The organism is uncultured Draconibacterium sp., assembly GCF_913060805.1.
Taxonomy (GTDB): Bacteria; Bacteroidota; Bacteroidia; order Bacteroidales; family Prolixibacteraceae; genus Draconibacterium.
The window spans coordinates 1-20,281 of record NZ_CAJXTC010000027.1; the positions used below are offsets into that span (position 1 = coordinate 1).

Here is a 20,281-nt window from a genome sequence, read left to right on the forward strand (position 1 = left end):
CGTCCGCGGCACTGTAGCACAGTAATTCCTGTTATTGCGAGCGTAGCGAAGCAATCTGTTATCCACCACCCCACCGCCGTAAACGCGGTCCTCCCCTCCTGGCAGGAGGGGAAACTTCATGCTATATCAACTAACCATTTCCTACTCAACCACTGGCTCCATTTCTCCTCCTCTCAGGAGGAGTACTCCCGATCGAATCGGGAGGGAGGTGGTGGTTGCCCTGCTACATAACATATTGATAACCAAATCCATTTTCCATAATTTTATAAGCGTTAAAAACCAAAACACGGTTAACCCAGAGCCCTCTGAAATTACCGTAACATTTTAACACCTACTGACCACATGCTACAGGGATAGCATGTACACGCCATTATAGAAAAGTGGCGTGCATACGAAAAAGGCCACCTGCGCCCTGATAAGCTTGCAGATGGCCCGATGTTTAAATTTATCATTAAAACACTTTGCAATATGGCAAAAATGACTGAATCGGGAAAGCGCGATTTTGTTTCGCAGATGATTACTATTCTGCAGCAAAATACCACGCTTCTTACTGATGCCGGTTTCGATCCGACAGCAAAAATCACTCAGCTCGATACTGAGTTAACTGCTGCCGACGATGCCGAAGGTCGCCAAATCGATGCAAAAGCCGCTGCTAAAATTGCTACGCGTGAAGCTACGCAAACGCTAAAAACGGCTTACGACGATGGTTCGGCTACCGTAGAGATCATTGCCGGTTTTCTGGGCAAAGACCATCCATTGGTTCAGGAGCTCCGGAAACTGCGCAAGTCGAATGGCAAGTCGGAGAAACCATCCGGCGACGCTTAAACACCGTCTTTTTTAAGAAGCCATCTTGTATTTCAGGGTGGCTTTTTAAGTTGCTGATTCGCCAAAGTGGCTTACCGCTTTTCTCCCCCTACAAATAGTAATTTTCACCTGCTTTTTTAGTCCGTGCCCTCAGGGGCGAAGCCTGTGCCCCTACTTTTTTGCTTCGTGCCCCTTGGGGATGGTATTGCGCCCCTTGGGGATCGTTTCCCGAAAACAGGGGCGCGCTTTGTGCCCCTTGGGGATTGTTTCATGCCCCATGGGGATGGCTTTGCGAAAACGGGGGCATGCTTTGCACCCCTTGGGGATTGTTCCGTGCCCCTTGGTGCAAGGCTTGCCGAGACAGGGGATTATCGTGTGCCCTCAGGGGATTGCTCTTCGCCCCTGACTTTAGAAGTTGCTGAAAGGCTTGTGGATAAAGGGATGGAAAAAATTTTTGACTTAGAACCCGAATTTTAAACGATGTTCTCGAAAGTGTTTCAACGATGGATGAAATCGATTTTCGTCAGGAAGCAAAATCTCGGAATTCTCGTATTGCCGGATACCTGATTCGGGATTAAAGTCTTTTAGTTTGGGATGAACTAAAATTTTATACTTATCGGAAATGGCAATCAAGCCCCGATCGAAAGCACGATGAAAAGTGGGAGAAAGTGCTAAACCGTTTCTTATTGAATCGTTGTAAGTTTCGGCAAATGGTGAAATATGGCAGGCATCAACCAATGAACGGTTTTTAACATCGGCAACCTTTAATCCTGTTACGGCACATTGATTATCGTACACCTCCAAAATAGCTTTCCGAAATACAGAACTTCGCATTACTACAAACTCATCACGTATCTCTTTGGGCTGTTCATCGATGGTTTGTTTTACTTTGCGTGCGTAGTTTTGTTCGGGATCGTAAAGTATTTGTTGCTTAATTCTCGTTGAATAGGCTTCTCGTTTTGCGTATTCTGTTACTCGACGAATGCCAAAATAGTGTTCGAGAATAGCAGCCTTTATTTCTTCACGTTTTATCGGATCTGACAAGGCAATGTACAACTCATCAGAAAGTGTAGCAGCACAAACTGTCTCGCTCAATGCCCGATAACTTTTTATCGATTTGCTTTTAGTAGTTGGAATTTCCCTACCGGGGTAGGTAATCAGTTTCCAAAATTGACCTTTTTCGTTTTTTAAATGAAAAAACGGTAGTGCAAAAGTGGCTACATGAGGTGTTTTAACCAATGCATCCCAATTGTCTAGAAAGTGTTGAACCAAGTCATCGGTAATTTCAATCCAGTTTTCATAAATTTCTCCTGCTTCAAACGAATCGATCACCGCCAATAATAGAATTGGCTTATGGGGCGCTTTACCGTATTTGGTAACGCCTTGATTTAGGGTGAAGATATGTTGGAGAATATTGCTCATTATTGAAAATTAACCTACAGCCATTTTTGCCGACTGTTTCCATAAATATGGAGGCATCGGTTCGTCCAAAGCCCATTTAATGTTCATAGGTTTTGACCCTGAATACTCAGTTATTTTTCCTTCACCTAAGAATACATATCCCATTGTATTTCCAAATTCATCGTTCTTTCTTTCCCTGACAAACAATAAAATTATTTTCCCAGTTTCGAGGTGACGAATATAGCCTAATCCTTTTCCCCTATCTGGTCTTGAAGCATTTTGAGTCTGCCAATGAAAAAGTGTTTCACTAATGGCATAATCTTCATATAATGTCGATGGAGAAAAGTCTTTTTCTGACTTAATTAAGTCAATGAATAAAACGTCAGTATTCAATTTCTTGTTATCGGCATTTCCCTCGCGATTAGTTGATTTTTTTTCAAATGTACTATGTCCGAATGCTGTCAGAATCTGTTCACGGGTATATCGGCTATGAAGTTTTAATGGTTGCGAATATGGAAGTTTGATATCACTTTCTAAGAAATCAATTTTGTCAATTAATAATTCTAGAATCTCAATAATTTCTTCGACTAACACCTCATTCTTTCCAATTGTTCTGATGCTTTTCTCTAACGAGGAAAAACCACCAGCAGTTTGCCAAACATCATAATGCAGCATTAAACACATCAATCTTTGTTCTTCATTAAGAGCATTCAAATCAACTTTGAATCCTTTTTTCGCCAAATTCAAAATAAATTGAAAGTAAGAATTTGAGTTACATGAAAGCCATTTTTTGTTAATTGCTCTATAAATTTCTTTTTCATTTTCATCAGAAAAATTTTCGATCTGGCCTGCTTCTGCGCATAACCTTTTCCAATTGTCTCTCTTGTAGATTAATTGTAAAGGAATATGGTACAAGTTTGTAAAATTCTTAAGCGTTAATGGCAAAGACGTTTGATGCTTATAATTACGGATTTTTGCAAGTAGCTTATTTCTATTAATTGAAGTCGCATTAATAATATTTTGGAGAATAAAGTCTTTCGCTTGTTTTTCCAAAACGATAGAGCAGCCAAGTGGTAAATGAGGAAAATCGTCTCCAATTTCTTTTTTTATGGAAGTATTAGTTTTCCCTACCAAAGCTCTGAATTTTCCTTCATAATCATATTCTGGTCTTGAGTTTCCAACAAAATCAAGAACAGTTAAACAATCTTTATTATCTGCCAAGCGTAAACCTCTTCCTAACTGCTGAAGAAAAACAGTTAAGCTTTCTGTCGGTCGTAAAAATAACACAGTATCAATTTCAGGGATATCTACACCTTCATTAAAAATATCTACTACAAATAAGTAATTGATTTTCTTTTCCAGTAATTTTTTTCTTAATTCTTCCCGATCCGCATTTCTTGAACTAACTAAATAATCGGCTTTCAGACCGGCTAAAGTAAATTTTTCGGCCATATACTGTGCATGTGCCTGTGTTACGCAGAAACCAAGAGCTCTTACATCATTTATATCGGTTATGTATTTTTCAAGATTTGAAAGTATTTCTCCAACTCGTTTATCATTTTGAGTATACAGCTTTGTTAATTCACTTGGCAAATACCTCCCATTTTGCCACGTAACATCTGACAAATCAATACTATCAGTTATTCCAAAATACTGAAACGGGCAAAGTAATTTACGATTTAAAGCTTGTGGTAATCTAATTTCCGCAGCAATAACATCTGAAAAATCTTTCAAGATATCTTCATTGTCCATTCTTTCTGGAGTTGCTGTTAATCCTAAAAGAATTTTAGGATTGAAGTGTTTAAGAATAGAACGATAGCTGGATGCAGCGATATGATGAACTTCATCAATTATTATATAATCGTAATAATTCGATGAAAGTTGAAGGGAGTCAATTCTATTGTTCAATGTTTGCACCGAAGCAAATAGAAAATCATATTTTTCTGGTTCAAGGCCATCAACCCATAATTCCCCAAAATTATTATCTCTTAGAACACCTTGAAATGTTGCTTGTGCTTGTTGAAGTATCTCTTTCCGGTGAGCTACAAATAATAATTTTGAATTAGAATTCTGTTGCTTAAATTTCTTGTAGTCAAAAGCCGAAATAACTGTCTTACCAGTTCCGGTTGCTGCCACCACTAGGTTTTTAAAACGATTATGCACCAATCTTTCAGCTTCAAGCTTTTCTAAAATTTCTTCTTGATACGGGAATGGCTTTATATCAAAATAGGCGGTAAGGTTATTATTCGTTCCTGTTCTTTCTCTTCTCAAAGCAACTCTTAACTTCTCTTTATGCCGAGATTTATCAAAAGATTCAAACTCTTTGTCTTGCCAGTAAGTATCAAATGTCTTTTGGAATTTATCAATGATATGACCTACTTCTTTTGTGGTAACTTTCATGTTCCATTCTAACCCGTTTGTTAAAGCAGAACGCGATATATTAGAAGAACCAATGTAACCTGTGTGAAATCCTGTATTTCGATAAAACAAATATGCTTTTGCATGCAAACGCTCATTATCCGTGTTATACGAAACCTTTATTTCTGTATTTTTTAATCCCGATAAAAATTCAACTGCCTTTAGGTCGGTAGCTCCCATGTACGAGGTTGTAATTATCTTTAATTCTCCGCCTCTTTCAGTAAATTCAATGAGTTCTTTTTCAAATATCCTTATCCCTGTCCACTTTATAAACGAAACAAGGAAACTTACTTTATCAGAAGAAAGTATTTCCTTCTTAATTTCACTTTCAAGAGAAACACCTGCATTATTTCCAGTAAATAATTCGCTTTGAGAAAGCCTAGTGTAAGGTGTAATTTCTTTTAGATATTTATCAAAGTTCGAGAAACGCGGATCTATTTTTGAGAAAATTGCCGTAAGAATTTTTGCTTCTGTTAAAATCAAATCATTATCAAATTCTTCATTATTAAGCTCTGTACTTAAAAGCCTGATAATCTTATTTGAAATTTCAATTTGCTTCTCAATACTATCATCGCCAGAAATTAAACTCAAAGCAAATTGTATTCTTTCAATTAAATATTGTGATAAAACTTTGGATGCTTCACTCTTATCAACTTTTGTCTGTTTAATGTGAAATTCATTTTTATCAAGCTCATTCAATTTGGAATCAATCAGCTTATTTATGAGTTGTTCGTAGAGGCCAAGATTAGTCATATTATATTTTCGGAATTATACTTTCAAATTTAATAGATTATGTTTAAATCAAGAATTATTTCCCGAAGAATGAATCCTTGTATTTGAACAATTATGAATAAGTTCGGCCAACATTTCTGCCTCAATTTTACTTCTTACATCTGCGATACATTTTACACCTCCACCCAACTGATGTAAATAAACACTCCAAAAAGATTCCATTCCTTCTTGGATTACCTCACACACTCCCTTTTCAATTTCTATAATTGGATGTACCTCAATATCATTCCATGGAGTCATTGCTTGGTTAGGATAAAACTCTGGAAGTTCCATTGAATCATCCACATCACTCATTAATTCTATCGACACATATATTTTCATATTGTAAAAATATCCAGCCAAATAATCTTTGTCAACGGACTATAAGTAACATGGGAAAAAACTTCCGCACCAACATTTAGCTCCGCTGATTTTCATTTCAGGCTTAGTGTTCTTGCCCTTAATGCGGCTCATATTATACGAGCGGGTTGTTTTGTTGTGTACGTCGGCCATGACTCTAAAGTAAAAAGGCAAAAGTAGAAAGACAAAGTTGCCGGTTGGGATTTTCAGCAAATGCGGTGGGCCGTTTATTTTCTAAAAGAAGTATAGCGGGCACTGAAAATCAGTCGTTTGTTTTTAAAACCGGGCAAAATGCACTAAATTTAATAGAGATAACTGAATTGTAAACTAACCACATAGTAACATGCCGGTAAATTACAAGAGTTACATTGCAAAACCCGCCTTTCCGCTTTTCCTGGTGCTGTTGCTAAGCATTTCCTTTCCCAGTCAGAAAATTTTTGCCCAGTCGGTGATCTACAAAACCGACGGAACCACCCTAAAAGCTTACCGCTTAACAAAGGCGGGGCAAACCCGGTCGTATAAATTATCCGACGATCCCGACGCACCTTTCCTTAACATCAGGCGAAGTGAAATGGATAGTGTTCGATACGAAGACGGCAGCATGGAGCGTTTCTTTTCGAATATTATGCTCCCCGAAACCGAAACTCCGCGCGTAAAAATGAGAAAGAACCTGATCGGGATAAATCTGTGGCCGGTGTTTTACGGAGACATTGAAATTTTATACGAGCGCCGTATTGGTAAACACCTGGGGTTTAAGAATAACTTTTTATTCCGGCGGTCGGACAGTAATGCGTACGGCAATTATTACGAAACCGTGGATTATACTATAAACTCCGGGTTGAATTACTATTTCCTGGAGTCTGATCTTTACCGGCTCGGTGTGGGAGCGGCCTATAATTTCGGGCAGTACGAGTACGTGGTAAACGAGTATACCGAAGTATATGATCCGTATACCGACTATTACTATACCGATTATACTCCTTCCTCCGAAAAACGGACCACAGGCACCGTCGTTCTGAACGGGTCGGTAACGGCCAAGATCCACGACCGACTGTACATTACATTTGAACTCGATGTTCCGCTTTATAATCATCCCCCGGCCGATGTAATTTTTAAAACCGAATTCGCCATCAATTTCTAATATCACAATTATGAAAGATCAGATTTACCCAAAAGTACGGAAGCAAACCGGCAGCGATCAGCTAAAATTTCGCCGCTGGTCGACCGGGATGAAGCTTATTTCCTGGCTATTGATCGTGTGTATGCTGAACCTGTTTTCGGGCTGCATGAACTATTTCAAGGTTAAAAAAGCCAGTGGTTCGGTGGTCGAGAATATCGACACTTATACCAGTCAGCAAAAAACCATTGTGCTTCATTACGGCGATGATGCCTGGGTACTCGGCGCCATCGACCTAAAGACAGACACACTTAAAGCAGCTACCTACGAGGAGTATGTTCTTACTGTTCAAAACCCGGTAAAACCCGACAAAGCCAACCGCTACCGCACAAAAACGCCTAACGAAAGTGCCGTATTAAACGAAGTGCATATTTATACCACCGATGTAAACCGCTATGAAGGCACCCTAAAAGTAGCCGTTCCTTTAGACCGGATTGAGAAAATTGAGGTGTACGAAAAAGACAAGGCTGCCACAACCGGATCGTGGGTACTTGGAACCCTGGGTGCCACAGCCGGAGCATTTCTTTTGCTGGCGGTTATTGTTGCGCTCGTAAAATCGTCGTGTCCGTTTATTTATACCTGGGATGGCGAACAGTATACGCTGGCCGGAGAAATCTACAGCGGGAGCATTCAGCCGCAACTCGAAAGGCACGACTTTTTAAAACTGCCGGTTTACAGGAATCAGAACAACACCTATCAGTTAAAAATTGCCAACGAGGTAAAAGAAATTCAGCATACCAATCTTATGGAGCTATGGGTTTTTGATCATTCCTCCGATCTGAATATCTGGGTGGATAAATACGGGAAATATCATACGGCTGAGCAGCTTTTATCGCCCGTGTCGGCCACCGGTTTCGATGGAACTGATCTCTCTGCCCTGATTGCCGAAACCGACAGCTTGTTTTTTACCGGCCGCATTGGCAATGAGGAATTACCGCTCACCGATGGAATGATACTGGAATTTCCGAAACCGGAGAATGCCACCACTGCGAAAGTAATGATAAGGGCGAAGAACTCGTTTGTGCTCGATTATATGATCAACCAGTTTTACGATCAGTTTGGCGACCTGTACAAACGATGGAGCAGGAAGCAGCAGAAAGCTCCTGAAGAGCAGCTGCGGCAATGGACGGCCGACCAGAACATTCCGTTAAGCTTATCGGTAGAGCGAAACGGCGAATGGGAGACGGTGGATTATTACAACGTGATCGGCCCGATGGCATTTAAGGAAGACATTCTTTCGTTTCCGTTAACCGGAACAGAAAGCAACCCGGTAAAAATTAAACTCGAAGCGGGAAACTTTTTCTGGGACATCGATTATGTGGGAATCGATTATTCTGCCGACCGCGAGCTGGACTACACCGTTGTATCGGCAACATCGGCTGTCGATCAGTCGGGGAAAGACATTAAAAAGAAAATACTGGCCGACGATGGCCGCTATTACGATCAGCCCAAAGTGGGCAACTATGCGAAGCTAAGTTTCGATCTTCCCGCAAATTTGGAAGAATCGCGTTCCGTTTTTCTGCACAGCAAAGGCTGGTACCATATCCTGCGCGATACCGAGGGCACTCCGGATATCGAATACTTACAAACATTCAGAGAGCCCGGGCGTTTCAACCTTTTTGTGAATGAATACATGCAGCAAATGGTGGAGCTTCAGAACAAGAACCTGGTTCCTAAACAATAAAAACCGACCAAGTGAAAGAAAAGCAAGAAAGAATACCGGAACTTATTAATGGCCGGAAAGTATGGTTCCTGGTGCGGCGGCTGCGTGTTTTTATCTTCTGGCAAATACTGAAAGTCAACCGCAATCCACTGACAGCGGTGAAGGAAGTAAAGCGGCTAAAAAAACTCCGAAGTTCGGTGCATGGCGATCAGCGGATACGCAAGCTGGTAAAATCGGGCCGGCTCTACTACTGGGTAACCGATTTCCCCGGACTTCCGTCGGCCAACCTGAAAAAGGTAATGCAGCAGGAGTTCTACCGAAATAAAAGTGGGGCCGGAAGCGGGAATCCGGCAATAATTCCACAGCAAACCATTATCTGGGGAATTACCAACCGCTGCCAACTGCAATGTTCGCATTGTTACGACTGGGACAATATCGACAGCAAAGACCACCTTTCGCTCGATCAGCTAAAAGAGATTTTGCAAAAGATTGAAGAGCAGGGCATACGGCATGTGCAGCTGAGCGGTGGCGAGCCGCTTACCCGCTTCAACGATATGATATCGATTCTGGAGGAAGCTGCCTCGCGCATTGATTTCTGGTTGCTGACTTCGGGTTTTGGCTTGACGGAAGAAAAAGCCAGGGCGCTAAAAAAAGCGGGATTGGTAGGGGCAAACATCAGTCTCGATCACTGGGATGAAGACGAACACAACCGGTTCAGAAATAATCCCCATAGTTTTGAGTGGGTATTAAAAGCCGTTGAAAACTGCCGTAAAGCCGGGATACTGGTGAGTCTTTCGATGTGTGCCACCCGCGAATTTACGAGCAAAGAAAATCTTGAAAAATACATTAAGCTGGCCAAAAACGTGGGTGCACATTTTATCCGTATCCTCGAAGCCCGGCAGGTGGGGCGTTTTGCTGACAAGCCTGTTCATTTGGGAAAAGACAGGATCGATATGATCAGTGATTTTGTCATCCGGATGAACACCGAACCGCAGTTTAACGATTACCCCATTGTGGTGTTCTATGGCTATCATCAGCGAAAACTGGGGTGCATGGGGGCCGGGAACCGCTACCTTTACATCGATGCCAACGGCGATTTTCATGCCTGTCCGTTTTGCCGCGGGAGACGGGGAAATGCACTGACCGCTTCGTTTAACAGCTCGATTGAAAAACTGAGGGCCGAAGGCTGCCAGGCCTTTAAAACGGTTTCGGTTGGTGAGGAGTTGTAACCGCAGTCATTGGTTGGTAGTCATTGGTCATTGGTATTGAAGGGATTACTTCGGTCGTTCCTCCCTCGCAATAACAAAACTTGAATATTAAACTGGCAGCGGACAATGACTTAATTCATTCTGGCACAATTGTCGCCTGTCCGCTGCCCAATATTCTAACGCATTTGTCATTGCGAGCCGACGTAGGAGGTGAAGCAATCTAAAACTTAATACGGATTAACGAGAGATTACTTCGGTCGTCCCTCCCTCGTAATGACAAATCTTGAATAAAAAGAAAGCAGCGGACAATGAACTCATTCATCCCGACACGATTGTCGCCTGTCCGCTGCCCAATACGTCGCAATACGATGGTCATTGCGAGCGTAGCGAAGCAATCTAATTCTTAAGCATTAAATCTTTCCATTCAGGATTGCGGCTATTTATTAGGTCAATCTTCTTCTGGCGAGAACCGGCTTTTATTTGTTTCTCGCGAGCAATAGCATCAGTTATGTCCTGAAATAATTCGTAATAAACCAATTTGTTTATCCGGTATTTCGAGGTAAAAGAGTTCTTGAAAAAACCGCTTTTATGTTGCTGCATTCGCTGTGTTAGATCGCTGGTTATCCCCACATAAAGCACTGAATTACCTGCATTTGATAAGATATAAACGTAAGATTCCTTTTTCATGTCTTGGGAATTTCATGTAAAGTTATGAATTGATTGCTTCGGTCACAAATCCTCAGCTCCTCGTTTGTAACAATGGGTGGAAAAGAGATTGCTTCGGTCGCTTTACTCCCTCGCAATGACAATCATTAGCATTGTAAAGGGCAGCGGACAACAATTATCCTCATCCGGGCATGGATGTCTCCTGTCCGCTGCCCAATATTTCAACGCATTTGTCATTGCGAGCCGACGTAGAAGGTGAAGCAATCTAAAACTTATTACTATTTACCAAATGAAAAGAGATTACTTCGGTCGTCCCTCCCTCGTAATGACGAACATACATAAAAAAAACAGCAGCGGACAATGAACTCATTCATCCGGACACGATCCTCTCCTGTCCGCTGCCCAATACGTCACAATACGACGGTCATTGCAAACGGAGCGAAGCAATCTATTCGTTACTGCATTCACTTACTTACTCAATAGTAGACAGCGAACGTGGGATAGTCATGAGTTCGGTTTGGCGTCCATCGATATAACGCACGGTATCGCCATCGAAAAAGGCATCTTCTTCGAGCATAATGCGTATCTCCTTGTTCCACTCGCTGATTGTTACCGCAGCGTTTAGCTCAATGGCATAGGCGGTATTGGCATAAAGCGGGTAGTCGCCGGCCCCGGGAACGCCGTCCTGCTGGTCCCACAACCCGATGGTTGGCCCGGCAGCATGCCCGTGAAAGCCGAGAGGATGGGTATAAATACTTGCTTTTAAACCCTCGGCCTTACATTGTGCGAGCGCGGCTTTTAGTATGTCGTTACCCGATAAACCGGCTTTAAAGTTGGAGGTAAAAATATCCTGCACGCGGTTGGCGGTTTTTAAGGCGGCCTTCAGATAAGGGGGTGCCGTAGTTTCGCCCGGCTGAAGCACATAGGCATGTTGCTGCGTGTCGGTATTCAGGCGCAGGTAGGTAATGCCAAAATCGACATGTAAGAGGTCGCCCGGCAGAATAACCTGCTCGTCGGGATTTTCGGAGAAGGCCTGCAAATGATCGAACTTTTTGGTGTCGGCACGTTGAATTTCCACCGATGGATGAAACCAGGTGGTAAATCCCAGTTCGCGAATGCGGTTGCGGTACCACCACACCACATCGTTGGTAGTGCTTACGCCCGGCTGAATTACTTTTTCGGAAAATCCTTCAGCAATGATCTGGTGCGCCATACGTACAATATTCGGGTAAACGATCATTTCGGAGGGGGTGCGCGTTTCGAGCCACCCGATAGCCACGTTTTCGGCACTTACCACCCGCGAGCGGTAGTTGTCGGGCAGCACCTCCATCAGCTGGTCGTAAAGTGTGGATGACAGTCCGTCGGCCAGCGCAAAAGTCTCCGATTTGTTGATACCTATTTTCGCCGGATCTTTGGCGGCAATGATCTCTGACAACGCTTTCCACTGATCGGGCTGCTCCTCTTTATTCCAAATGGTTTTAAAAGTATTGCCGGTGTCGTAGCGTGACACACCAAAGGTTTCGAGTGGCTTTCCGTCGCCCGGATCGTAAGCGATTAACATGGTGGTTCGTCGGGCCGATTGCCAGGTGGCCGGCAACAGAGTTTTTATCACCGGATCTTCGTTGTATTCGCGGGCCATCACCAGCCACATATCCACACCGGCCCGGCGCATTACTTCGGGCAATACGGTTTCTACCCGTTCTTCGAGCCAAACATCTACCACTTCGGCACGTTGTTGCATGTCGAGCGTTTTTGGGAAATACGGGTTTTGTGCAAAAGCCGGAAAACAAAAAAGAATAAACAATACTAACAGGGTGGATTTTTGGTTTGTCATAGGAACGGATTTATGATGATTTTACTTTTTGATTAAACAGCTTTTAAATGTAGTAAATTTTGAGGGATGAGATTGCTTCGGTCTCCGTCGGCTGACGGATCTCTCGCAATGACAAAATATTTATTTTAAGAATGGCAGCGGACAATGAACTCATTCATCCGGACACGATTGTCTCCTGTCCGCTGCCCAATATCCCAACGCATTCGTCATTGCGAGCCGACGTAGGAGGTGAAGCAATCTAAAACTTATTACTAATTACCAAATGAAAAGAGATTACTTCGGTCGTTCCTCCCTCGTAATGACAAAACTTGAATATAAAGTTGGCAGCGGACAAAGAAAAAGTTAATCCGGGCACGACTCACTCTTGTCCGCTGCCCAGTACACTCCAATTACGCAGTCATTGCGAGCGTAGCGAAGCAATCTAATTCTTAAGCATTAAATCTTTCCACTCAGGATTTCGGCTATTTATGAGGTCAATCTTTTTCTGCCGGGAACCGGCTTTTATTTGTTTCTCACGAGTAATAGCATCGGTTATATCCTGAAACAACTCGTAATAAACCAATTTGTTAATCCGGTATTTCGAGGTAAATGAGTTTTTGAAAAATCCGCTTCTGTGTTGTTGAATTCGCTGTGTAAGATCGCTGGTAACACCTACATAAAGCACTGATTTGGTTGTATTTGTTAAGATATAAACGTAAGCTTCTTTTTTCATGATTTGGGAATTTCAGGTAAAGATATGAATAGATTGCTTTGGTCACAAGTTCCTCTCTGCACATCGTTCGTAACAAGGGTAGAAGAGAGATTACTTCGGTCGTTCCTCCCTCGTAATGACAAATTTGATGTTTGAGAAGGCAGCGGACAATGAACTTGTTTATCCCGGCATGATCCTCTCCTGTCCGCTGCCCAATATTCTAACGCATTTGTCATTGCGAGCCGACGTAAGAGGTGAAGCAATCTAAAACTTATTACTAATTACGAAATGAAAAGAGATTACTTCGGTCGTCCCTCCCTCGTAATGACACGAATTTATTATTGAATCGGCAGCGGACAATGAACTCTAATTCCGTCCATGATTCTTTCTTGTCCGCTGCCCCTCCTACAAGATAGTACGCGTCATTGCGATCCCGATGAGTAAAATGAATCGGGAGAAGCAATCCAACCGTTTAAAGACATTGCTTACCTAAAAACAAATTCCTTCACCAAAATCTCACTAATCTCGCCGGCCACTTCAAGAGCGGCATTTCGGCCGGTATCGTGGAAGAGGACTTTTTCGCTTTTTTTGTCTCTCAGGGTAATGTCGAGTTCAGAGGTCATACTTTCGCTGATGCGACCATCCATAAAACCGGCTATGGGTGATGCCAGCTCGGTAGCCAAATGGCGGTGTGCCACTACTTCGAGGCGGTATTTTTTGTTTTCCATCAGCAATTCTACCTGCTGTTTGTCGGCCAGCGAGCGCAACAGTTTTGTGCCGTTATAGGTGGTAAACTGAAACAGCTTCCCGTTGACATACAAACCGGCAATAAAGCCCACAAAGGAACTCCGTAACCACGGAATTTTGGCCACTGATGCTTTAAAGGAAATTCCCGGCCGGGAAAAGTGGTTCGACTGCATCCAGAAATAGGCCGATGGAAAGGAATGGCCCCAGTCTTTTTCGATATAACCACGTCCGCCGCTAAAATCGACCGGTCGCCCGTGAATAGTTAAGGTGCCCTCCAACTCGTGATCCATGCTGACGATGCCGTGGTAGCACTCCATAAAGGGCACAAAAGTATAGGGCCCCATAATACCCGGCGAGTTCCACTTACTGGGCCAGGGAACCGTATTTTTAAACTGCAGTGTTCCGGAATAATCGTTAAGAGTCAGTTGCATGCTGTGCCTGGTAAATTTACTTCTGTCGACACCAACAGTGAAAGAACCGGATGTGGCGGTAAAAGCTTCGGCAGGGAACTGAATGTATTCTGCTGTTTGCACCTTTCCGTCGAGCACCTGTATAAAAGCATGTTGATTGCCCTGCTCGTCCATGGCAATACCGGGGATAAAGGCAAAAGCCTCCTTCCCTCCGGCCGACACAAATTTATAGTACCAGCCTTCGAAATACCGTTTGCTGCGCCCCCAGCCGTGGTAACGCTCGGGGTGAAACAAAGCTTTTATTTGGTTGATCGGATGCATGATGCTTAAAGATAGCAAGAATATTGTTGCACTTAACCACGCGAAGCCCCGAAACTTCGGGCGCGCGGTAGCAAGGATAGAATAGAGTCCAGATTGCTTCGGTCTCCGTCGGCTGACGGATCCCTCGCAATGACAGGATGTGAATATTTAGAATAGCAGCGGACATCAAACACATTCATCCCGGCACGATTCTCTCCTGTCCGCTGCCCAAATATCCCAACACCGTAGTCATTGCGATACCGATCCAGTTTTCTGGCATCGGGAGAAGCAATCTAACTTACCCCTCGTTGCAAAAGAGGGGTATAATGTATTCCGATTGTCAGCTGCTCTTATTCCTCCAGTAACTGAATTTTGTCGATTTCGATACGAAAGGCCTCTTCTTTTTTATTACCAATGAGCAAGGCAAATTCTTCAATTTCCCCTCCCGCAAAATTGGGCATATCGAGGGTACGCCCGCGGAATGAAGGGTACATGTCGCTTAAGGGAACTTTGATATCCTGCCAGTCGCCATTGGTGGAAAAATAGGCAATGTATGAGTAGTAGTCGTCAGCCCGGTTTTTAATGCGCACCTGGTAACGTTTTCCATCGCCCTTCACCCGCAGCGAAAGGAATGTAAAGCCAGTGGTTTCAAGCGGAGGAAAGCGGTAGTGTACCGATGAAAATCCTCCGTTGTTTTCGAGCGATACCTGTCCCTGAAAAACAGCGTTGCCTTGTTCGTTGAGCTTAAACGAGCAGGTAGAACGCCCACCCATTACATCATCGTTAACGGTATACCAACCATCAAGCGTGGCAGTTTTTGTAAAATCGTACAATACTAAGGTGTTCATTTGTAAAAAAGTGATTAAGATGAATACTACCATTTTGCAGGGATTTCAGTTACGGACGATCGGCTACACAAGTGCCCATAAACCTTCTGTTATCCTTACTAAGGTAAGGAAAAATTGGGAAGGTGGAAGAGATTACTTTGGTCGTTTCACTACCTTACAATTGCGATCCCGATGAGTAAAACGAATCGGGAGAAGCAATCTAACCACCCCGTCAGCAAAAACCATATTGATCCTACTGTATTTCGTCACCACCCCACCGCCGTAAACGCGGTACCCCCCTCCTGGACCCCCTTTGTCGGCCAGCGCGCGAGCCTTACCCTGACATTTCCCCCAAATGGGGGAAACAAAGCGGAATATCTGATTTTGTGGAGGGGAAACGTTCGTGCTAATGGCTTATTGGGTATCACAGAAATTGAATTGAAATACAAATAGTTTCTCCTCCTAACAGGAGGAATACCGCTGATGTAGTGCAACGGAATCAGTGGGGAGGTGGTGTTTCGTTACAAACGATGGGTAAAAAGAATAAAGGTGCGACACTGTGTGGTGTCGCACCTTTATATCCCGGAATATTTTCTAGAAACGTTTAAATCCTCTGGATTTTATTTTTGTGGTTATGAACCTAACTTTCTTTCAGCTCCACACAAACCAATTTCTCGTTGTCGCGGGCGAGGAGTTTGCCGTTGGCGTAGGCCATTGGTGACCAGGCTTGTGAACCTTTCATGGTAAAAAACGAAGCTTTGCCTACTTCTTTGTAGCTTTCGGGGGTGGGCTCGATGAGGTGCAGATCGCCGTTTTTACCGTTTTGGTTAATGATCATTCCGTCGATCATGATAATGGCTCCCAGCTCAAAACCCGGTGCAGATTTCTCGGGCCAGCAGCTTTCGCCCTGCCAGTTTAAACACGACATTTCGTTTACACGATGGTTGTTATTCAGGTAAATATGCTCGCCGATCACCACCGGAGGATGCATTTTACATCCGGCTTCTTCGGTACGGAACAGTTCGTTGAGATTGTATGATTCGCCTTCCTTGTTCACTTCCAAGAGAATGGTAACCGGTTCGTATACGTCTTTGTAGGCGCACGAGGTGAGCAGCAAATGGGTATTAACAACTGCTACCGGAGGCGCAATACACGCAAACGAATCGAAGCCTTTGTAACTCCACAGTTCTTTACCCGTTTTTACTTCAAAGGACACTACCTCATCGGTGGAAAATCCATCGCCTTTTACACACGAGCTGGTCATGATCACCTGCTCCACACCGCCATAGTTGCCCAATATGGGCGACACATGAAAACGGTAACCTGTCAGTCTGCGGCTTTCCCAAACAACCTCGCCACTGAGTTTATTGTAGGCTACTACCCCGGCTTTTTCGCCTTGCGGAGCTACAATTACCAAATCGCCGGTCACGATTGGTGATGCTGAAAATCCCCAGTTGTCGAGTTCGCCACCGTAGTCGGCCAGCAGGTTATGCGACCAAACGGCTTGCTGTGTTTTTTTATCGATACAATGAAAGTGCCCGTGCGGACCAACACACCACACATAGTTATCGTCAACCACCGGCACCGCGCGTGAACCCGGGTAAGGCAGTTCACCTTCAGCTTCGTAACTGTAGTTCCATTTTTCGGCTCCGGTTTCCAGGTCGATGCAGCGTAACACATCGCTTTCACCTTTAATGCGGTCGAGGACAAACACCTCGTTGTTATATACTGCAGCTCCACCAAAGCCTGGTCCTAACGGGAATTCCCAGGCTTTATCAGGGCCGGTTTCGGGCCACTCGCGCATTATTCCTGCATCGGTGATTGTGGCATTTCTGTCGGGGCCAAGGTATTGTGGCCAGTTGTTTCCTTTTTGCTGCGAACAGCTTACTAAAATAAATGTAAATACGGCTAGAAATAGTCGATTCTTCATGATGAGATTATAAAATGGTTTTTTTCAAAAATAGCAAAAAAGTAGTGGAAGAAAATGGGGTTGAGGTTAATGGGGTGTTAAGTATTATCACAAATTGAACTGGCATGCGTGCGTTTCTCCTCCTTTGAGAAGGAGTACTCACAATGGAGTCCAATGAAATCGTGATGACGGAGGTGTTTAATATGTTGTGATGTTTACACCGCCCCACCGCTGTAAACGCGGTACCCCCCTCCTGAGAGGAGGGGAATTGAAAATCAGGGTAGCTAAATTTTCGTGCTATAGGCTTGGTTCAAGTCCAAAATTTGAATTGACACACGAACGTTTCTCCTCCTTGAAGGAGGAGTACCGCTGATGGAACGTAGTGGAATCGGTGGGGAGGTGGTGATTAAAGCAATTTAAACAACCTTCTTAACCCCCGGCACCAAACGGATCAGCCAGGCCAGTGCAAAACAAACCGTTAATGCTACGGGTGCCAACACAATTAATTTTAGCAGCTGATTGATGTTTTGCCAGCCCACAAAAAGGGCGCTTAATGCTACAATTATTGGTGCATGAAAAATAAAAACCCCGTAAGCACTACCGGATAATTGCTGCGCCAAAACACCTTGTTTATTGAAATATCTTTTTGCCAGGCCAAACAGCCCGATGATCATAGCCACACAAACCAGTTGCTCCCATATTGCCCAGACAAAACTTTGCCAGGTTGCACCTCCCACAAAAGCTTCTATTCCTCTTTCTTTTCCACCAAAATAAAGCACTACAGGCAGAGCGATCCAGATCATAAGCTGGGCAAAAATAAACCAACGTTTTGCACTTTTAACACTAATGGCTTCGAGCCAGTTGTTGTTATAGGCGATAACGCCAAATACAAGCATTACGATGTACTGCACAAAAAACGGAAACTGTAATCCGGTATGCGGCAGGCTCCATCCTACCGGCAACCAAAGCCGGATAATATACTGGCTTAACCCAACAATAAATGCTCCTAACACCAACTTCCCGGTACCCGGAAAATTCATTTTGATGTTCCATTTCAGCCTACTTATTGGCAGGTAAATCAGGGTAAAGATCAGTAGTGTTTCAACAAACCACAGCGGACCGAAACCCCGTGCACGCTGATTGCCAAGGAAACCCAGAAATGTTACCGCTTCGTGTTTGATAAAATAGTAGTGAATGAAATTGGTTAGTGGATTCAAAAAGAAATAAAAGACGAGCAATGGGATTCCCAAACGAACCAGGCGGTCTTTTAAAAACCGGCCCGTTGTTTTTCGTTTTATGGAAGCGGCGGTAAAATAGGCCGATATAAAAAAGAACATGCCCATAAAAAAGGCCTGGTTGGTAATGTTAAACATGGCCTGAATGATCATTTCCGGCATTCCGGCTTCCGATTCGTTGTAATACCAGTCGCCAGGCGCTCCGTAGGTGATGTTAAAATGTAGCAATACAACCAAACAGATAAGAAAAATACGGAGGTTGTCGATGTAATACAGGCGTGATGTTGATGACATGGCAGTGGTAGTTTTTAGTTTGTCTAATTCATTTTGGCTTAAACGGGATTCCTGCAAATCAGGTTTCCCAATATCCGGTACAAAAATTACAAGTATCATCCATTTTGCGAAATCATTTCGATAAACAACTATAAATAAAGGACTAACGATAATAGATTAAGGATTAATGAATTGCTGTTGGGCATTTTAAAGGAGTTGAACTTTACCGCAAATAACACTTTGATAACCAATTCTATCGGATTTCGTAAAGACAAGAGTAAATCAAAAAAATTAACCAAATGAAAACAACAGGAATTATTGTTTGTCTATTCCTTTTTATGGGAATTGTTTCACTCCAGGCACAGGAAACACCTGCCATGCCTGAGAACTTTTTAGTCATTGAAGAGTTTGTACAACCTGCCGATTTAGCGGAGTTCAGAGAAGTACAGCAGGAGGGTATTGACCTCTGGAAAAAAATAAATTTCGATTTGCCGGTTTTTGCCTACTCAACCGATGTAAGTTCGTTTTACTGGGTAGTGCCCTTCGAGAATTTTGCATCTCTGGACCCAATGTTTGCCAAAATGGGCGAATTATCCAACAAAATGAAAGAAGAGGGTTTTGATGCCGAAGCTAAATTCCGTGATCTTTCTACCATGCGCCAAACCATTATCCACTGGGAAAAAGACTTGTCGTATCACCCCAATGGTGCCGGTATGCAAACCATAGACAACAGGTATTGCGAATGGACCTTTTTCTATTTAAAAGCCGGCCATGAAAAGGAAATGGCAGATGCTGTGAAAAAATACATCGAATTTAGCGAGAACATTGATGAAGAATGGAGTTGGGATTTATATAGCGTTATGATTGGCTACGACTCTCCTTGCTGGGTAGTTATGGATCGCTCTGAGAGTCCTTTGTCAATGCGCACACTGGAAGCATCGCTTCAGGAAAATCATTCGGAGAAACTAACCGAGTTATGGGGAAATATTCAACCACACCTCCGCAAAATGGAAGTGGTAACCGGATGGTTCCAGCCCGACTGGTCGTTGAATTTTGAACAATAAAAGTCAGCTCTGATTGAAAGAATATAAAATTGGTGAGACGGTTGAATTGAATCAATAGCAACCGTCTCACCATCCATACTAAAACGAACATCAACCCCACCAAAACGGTGCTACCTTTTGCACAAAACAGGTTGGCACTCAACTATTTTGAGTCTCCAATTGTTTTAGAAACAGGGACAGATGAAAGACCTGGCATTATGTTATAAACAATGTACCAGGCCTAATAACGATTAATTAGAAATTTTAGAAAAAACAGATGAAGAAAAACATGGGAATCGTTGACAGGAGCCTAAGAATTATTGTGGCCGCAGTACTTGCTGTACTTTATTTTACAGGAACTGTAAGTGGAACGCTGGGAATCGTTTTACTGGTAGTTGCAATCGTTTTTTTGCTTACCAGTATTTTTAGTTTTTGCCCAATGTATTTGCCACTCGGACTAAAAACAAAAAAGGACAGTTAACAACAGATTTGCCTCTTTTTTTCTTCAGATTAAAGATATAAGTATCTTCTAATCCATTAAAAT

At 43.2% G+C, this 20,281-nt stretch carries 16 protein-coding genes; 6 read left to right on the forward strand and 10 right to left on the reverse strand.

The features are described 5' to 3' along the window. The first annotated feature begins 468 nt into the window (after nucleotides 1-468). Entirely contained in the window at nucleotides 469-825 is a 357-nt protein-coding gene (locus QZ576_RS15525) for a hypothetical protein (protein WP_297098705.1), read from the forward strand. A 438-nt stretch (nucleotides 826-1,263) separates the two neighbouring features. Here QZ576_RS15525 and QZ576_RS15530 read toward each other — a convergent pair whose 3' ends face one another. Genes QZ576_RS15530 through QZ576_RS15540 form a run of 3 tightly spaced genes read right to left on the reverse strand, consistent with a single transcriptional unit; the run spans nucleotide 1,264 to nucleotide 5,757 of the window. After that, nucleotides 1,264-2,226, reverse strand: coding sequence for an HNH endonuclease (locus QZ576_RS15530; RefSeq protein ID WP_297098706.1), 963 nt, complete (start codon nucleotides 2,224-2,226; stop codon nucleotides 1,264-1,266). 9 nt (nucleotides 2,227-2,235) lie between these two features. Continuing rightward, nucleotides 2,236-5,376 carry a DUF3427 domain-containing protein gene (locus tag QZ576_RS15535; RefSeq protein ID WP_297098707.1) on the reverse strand — a complete coding sequence of 1,047 codons (3,141 nt, stop codon included), beginning with the start codon at nucleotides 5,374-5,376 and terminating at the stop codon, nucleotides 2,236-2,238. 48 nt (nucleotides 5,377-5,424) lie between these two features. Beyond that, the gene (locus QZ576_RS15540) at nucleotides 5,425-5,757 is read right to left on the reverse strand and encodes a hypothetical protein (RefSeq protein ID WP_297098708.1); all 333 of its coding nucleotides are present in this window, start codon (nucleotides 5,755-5,757) and stop codon (nucleotides 5,425-5,427) included. Nucleotides 5,758-6,097: 340 nt separating this feature from the next. Between QZ576_RS15540 and QZ576_RS15550 the strand changes: the two genes are divergently transcribed. Genes QZ576_RS15550 through QZ576_RS15560 form a run of 3 tightly spaced genes read left to right on the forward strand, consistent with a single transcriptional unit; the run spans nucleotide 6,098 to nucleotide 9,823 of the window. Next, a complete protein-coding gene (locus QZ576_RS15550; RefSeq protein ID WP_297098710.1) occupies nucleotides 6,098-6,895 on the forward strand; it encodes a hypothetical protein in 798 nt (265 codons plus the stop codon). A gap of 10 nt (nucleotides 6,896-6,905) precedes the next feature. Continuing rightward, nucleotides 6,906-8,615, forward strand: a complete 1,710-nt coding sequence (locus QZ576_RS15555; protein WP_297098711.1) for a hypothetical protein — start codon at nucleotides 6,906-6,908, stop codon at nucleotides 8,613-8,615. A gap of 11 nt (nucleotides 8,616-8,626) precedes the next feature. Next, nucleotides 8,627-9,823 (forward strand): radical SAM/SPASM domain-containing protein, encoded by a 1,197-nt coding sequence (locus QZ576_RS15560; protein ID WP_297098712.1) that lies wholly within the window; start codon nucleotides 8,627-8,629, stop codon nucleotides 9,821-9,823. Between the two features lie 375 nt (nucleotides 9,824-10,198). On the opposite strand, the gene QZ576_RS15565 is transcribed toward QZ576_RS15560, so the two are convergent. From QZ576_RS15565 to QZ576_RS15595, 7 genes are all read right to left on the reverse strand, one after another. Beyond that, on the reverse strand, nucleotides 10,199-10,489 hold the full coding sequence (locus QZ576_RS15565) for a GIY-YIG nuclease family protein (RefSeq protein ID WP_297098713.1): 291 nt from the start codon (nucleotides 10,487-10,489) through the stop codon (nucleotides 10,199-10,201). A 451-nt stretch (nucleotides 10,490-10,940) separates the two neighbouring features. Further along, a complete protein-coding gene (locus QZ576_RS15570) occupies nucleotides 10,941-12,302 on the reverse strand; it encodes a M24 family metallopeptidase (protein WP_297098714.1) in 1,362 nt (453 codons plus the stop codon). 421 nt (nucleotides 12,303-12,723) lie between these two features. After that, nucleotides 12,724-13,014 carry a GIY-YIG nuclease family protein gene (locus QZ576_RS15575; RefSeq protein ID WP_297098715.1) on the reverse strand — a complete coding sequence of 97 codons (291 nt, stop codon included), beginning with the start codon at nucleotides 13,012-13,014 and terminating at the stop codon, nucleotides 12,724-12,726. A gap of 464 nt (nucleotides 13,015-13,478) precedes the next feature. Next, nucleotides 13,479-14,471: a tocopherol cyclase family protein gene (locus tag QZ576_RS15580; RefSeq protein ID WP_297098716.1), complete on the reverse strand. Its 993-nt coding sequence runs from the start codon at nucleotides 14,469-14,471 to the stop codon at nucleotides 13,479-13,481. A 329-nt stretch (nucleotides 14,472-14,800) separates the two neighbouring features. Then, nucleotides 14,801-15,298, reverse strand: coding sequence for a CIA30 family protein (locus tag QZ576_RS15585; RefSeq protein WP_297098717.1), 498 nt, complete (start codon nucleotides 15,296-15,298; stop codon nucleotides 14,801-14,803). Between the two features lie 619 nt (nucleotides 15,299-15,917). After that, nucleotides 15,918-17,207 (reverse strand): PQQ-binding-like beta-propeller repeat protein, encoded by a 1,290-nt coding sequence (locus QZ576_RS15590; protein ID WP_297098718.1) that lies wholly within the window; start codon nucleotides 17,205-17,207, stop codon nucleotides 15,918-15,920. Nucleotides 17,208-17,602: 395 nt separating this feature from the next. After that, nucleotides 17,603-18,814, reverse strand: a complete 1,212-nt coding sequence (locus tag QZ576_RS15595) for an acyltransferase family protein (protein ID WP_297098719.1) — start codon at nucleotides 18,812-18,814, stop codon at nucleotides 17,603-17,605. Between the two features lie 179 nt (nucleotides 18,815-18,993). Between QZ576_RS15595 and QZ576_RS15600 the strand changes: the two genes are divergently transcribed. Both QZ576_RS15600 and QZ576_RS15605 read left to right on the forward strand, forming a co-directional pair. Beyond that, a complete protein-coding gene (locus tag QZ576_RS15600) occupies nucleotides 18,994-19,758 on the forward strand; it encodes a hypothetical protein (RefSeq protein WP_297098720.1) in 765 nt (254 codons plus the stop codon). Nucleotides 19,759-20,014: 256 nt separating this feature from the next. Next, nucleotides 20,015-20,218 carry a DUF2892 domain-containing protein gene (locus QZ576_RS15605; RefSeq protein ID WP_297098721.1) on the forward strand — a complete coding sequence of 68 codons (204 nt, stop codon included), beginning with the start codon at nucleotides 20,015-20,017 and terminating at the stop codon, nucleotides 20,216-20,218. The last annotated feature ends 63 nt before the right edge of the window (nucleotides 20,219-20,281 follow it).

What these genes read in the sequence shown, in the direction of transcription:
- QZ576_RS15525 (WP_297098705.1), top strand. Translation starts at nt 469, where the DNA reads ATGGCAAAAATGACTGAATCGGGAAAGCGCGATTTTGTTTCGCAGATG.
- QZ576_RS15530 (WP_297098706.1), bottom strand. Translation starts at nt 2,226, where the DNA reads ATGAGCAATATTCTCCAACATATCTTCACCCTAAATCAAGGCGTTACC.
- QZ576_RS15535 (WP_297098707.1), bottom strand. Translation starts at nt 5,376, where the DNA reads ATGACTAATCTTGGCCTCTACGAACAACTCATAAATAAGCTGATTGAT.
- QZ576_RS15550 (WP_297098710.1), top strand. Translation starts at nt 6,098, where the DNA reads ATGCCGGTAAATTACAAGAGTTACATTGCAAAACCCGCCTTTCCGCTT.
- QZ576_RS15555 (WP_297098711.1), top strand. Translation starts at nt 6,906, where the DNA reads ATGAAAGATCAGATTTACCCAAAAGTACGGAAGCAAACCGGCAGCGAT.
- QZ576_RS15565 (WP_297098713.1), bottom strand. Translation starts at nt 10,489, where the DNA reads ATGAAAAAGGAATCTTACGTTTATATCTTATCAAATGCAGGTAATTCA.
- QZ576_RS15570 (WP_297098714.1), bottom strand. Translation starts at nt 12,302, where the DNA reads ATGACAAACCAAAAATCCACCCTGTTAGTATTGTTTATTCTTTTTTGT.
- QZ576_RS15575 (WP_297098715.1), bottom strand. Translation starts at nt 13,014, where the DNA reads ATGAAAAAAGAAGCTTACGTTTATATCTTAACAAATACAACCAAATCA.
- QZ576_RS15580 (WP_297098716.1), bottom strand. Translation starts at nt 14,471, where the DNA reads ATGCATCCGATCAACCAAATAAAAGCTTTGTTTCACCCCGAGCGTTAC.
- QZ576_RS15585 (WP_297098717.1), bottom strand. Translation starts at nt 15,298, where the DNA reads ATGAACACCTTAGTATTGTACGATTTTACAAAAACTGCCACGCTTGAT.
- QZ576_RS15590 (WP_297098718.1), bottom strand. Translation starts at nt 17,207, where the DNA reads ATGAAGAATCGACTATTTCTAGCCGTATTTACATTTATTTTAGTAAGC.
- QZ576_RS15595 (WP_297098719.1), bottom strand. Translation starts at nt 18,814, where the DNA reads ATGATACTTGTAATTTTTGTACCGGATATTGGGAAACCTGATTTGCAG.
- QZ576_RS15600 (WP_297098720.1), top strand. Translation starts at nt 18,994, where the DNA reads ATGAAAACAACAGGAATTATTGTTTGTCTATTCCTTTTTATGGGAATT.
- QZ576_RS15605 (WP_297098721.1), top strand. Translation starts at nt 20,015, where the DNA reads ATGAAGAAAAACATGGGAATCGTTGACAGGAGCCTAAGAATTATTGTG.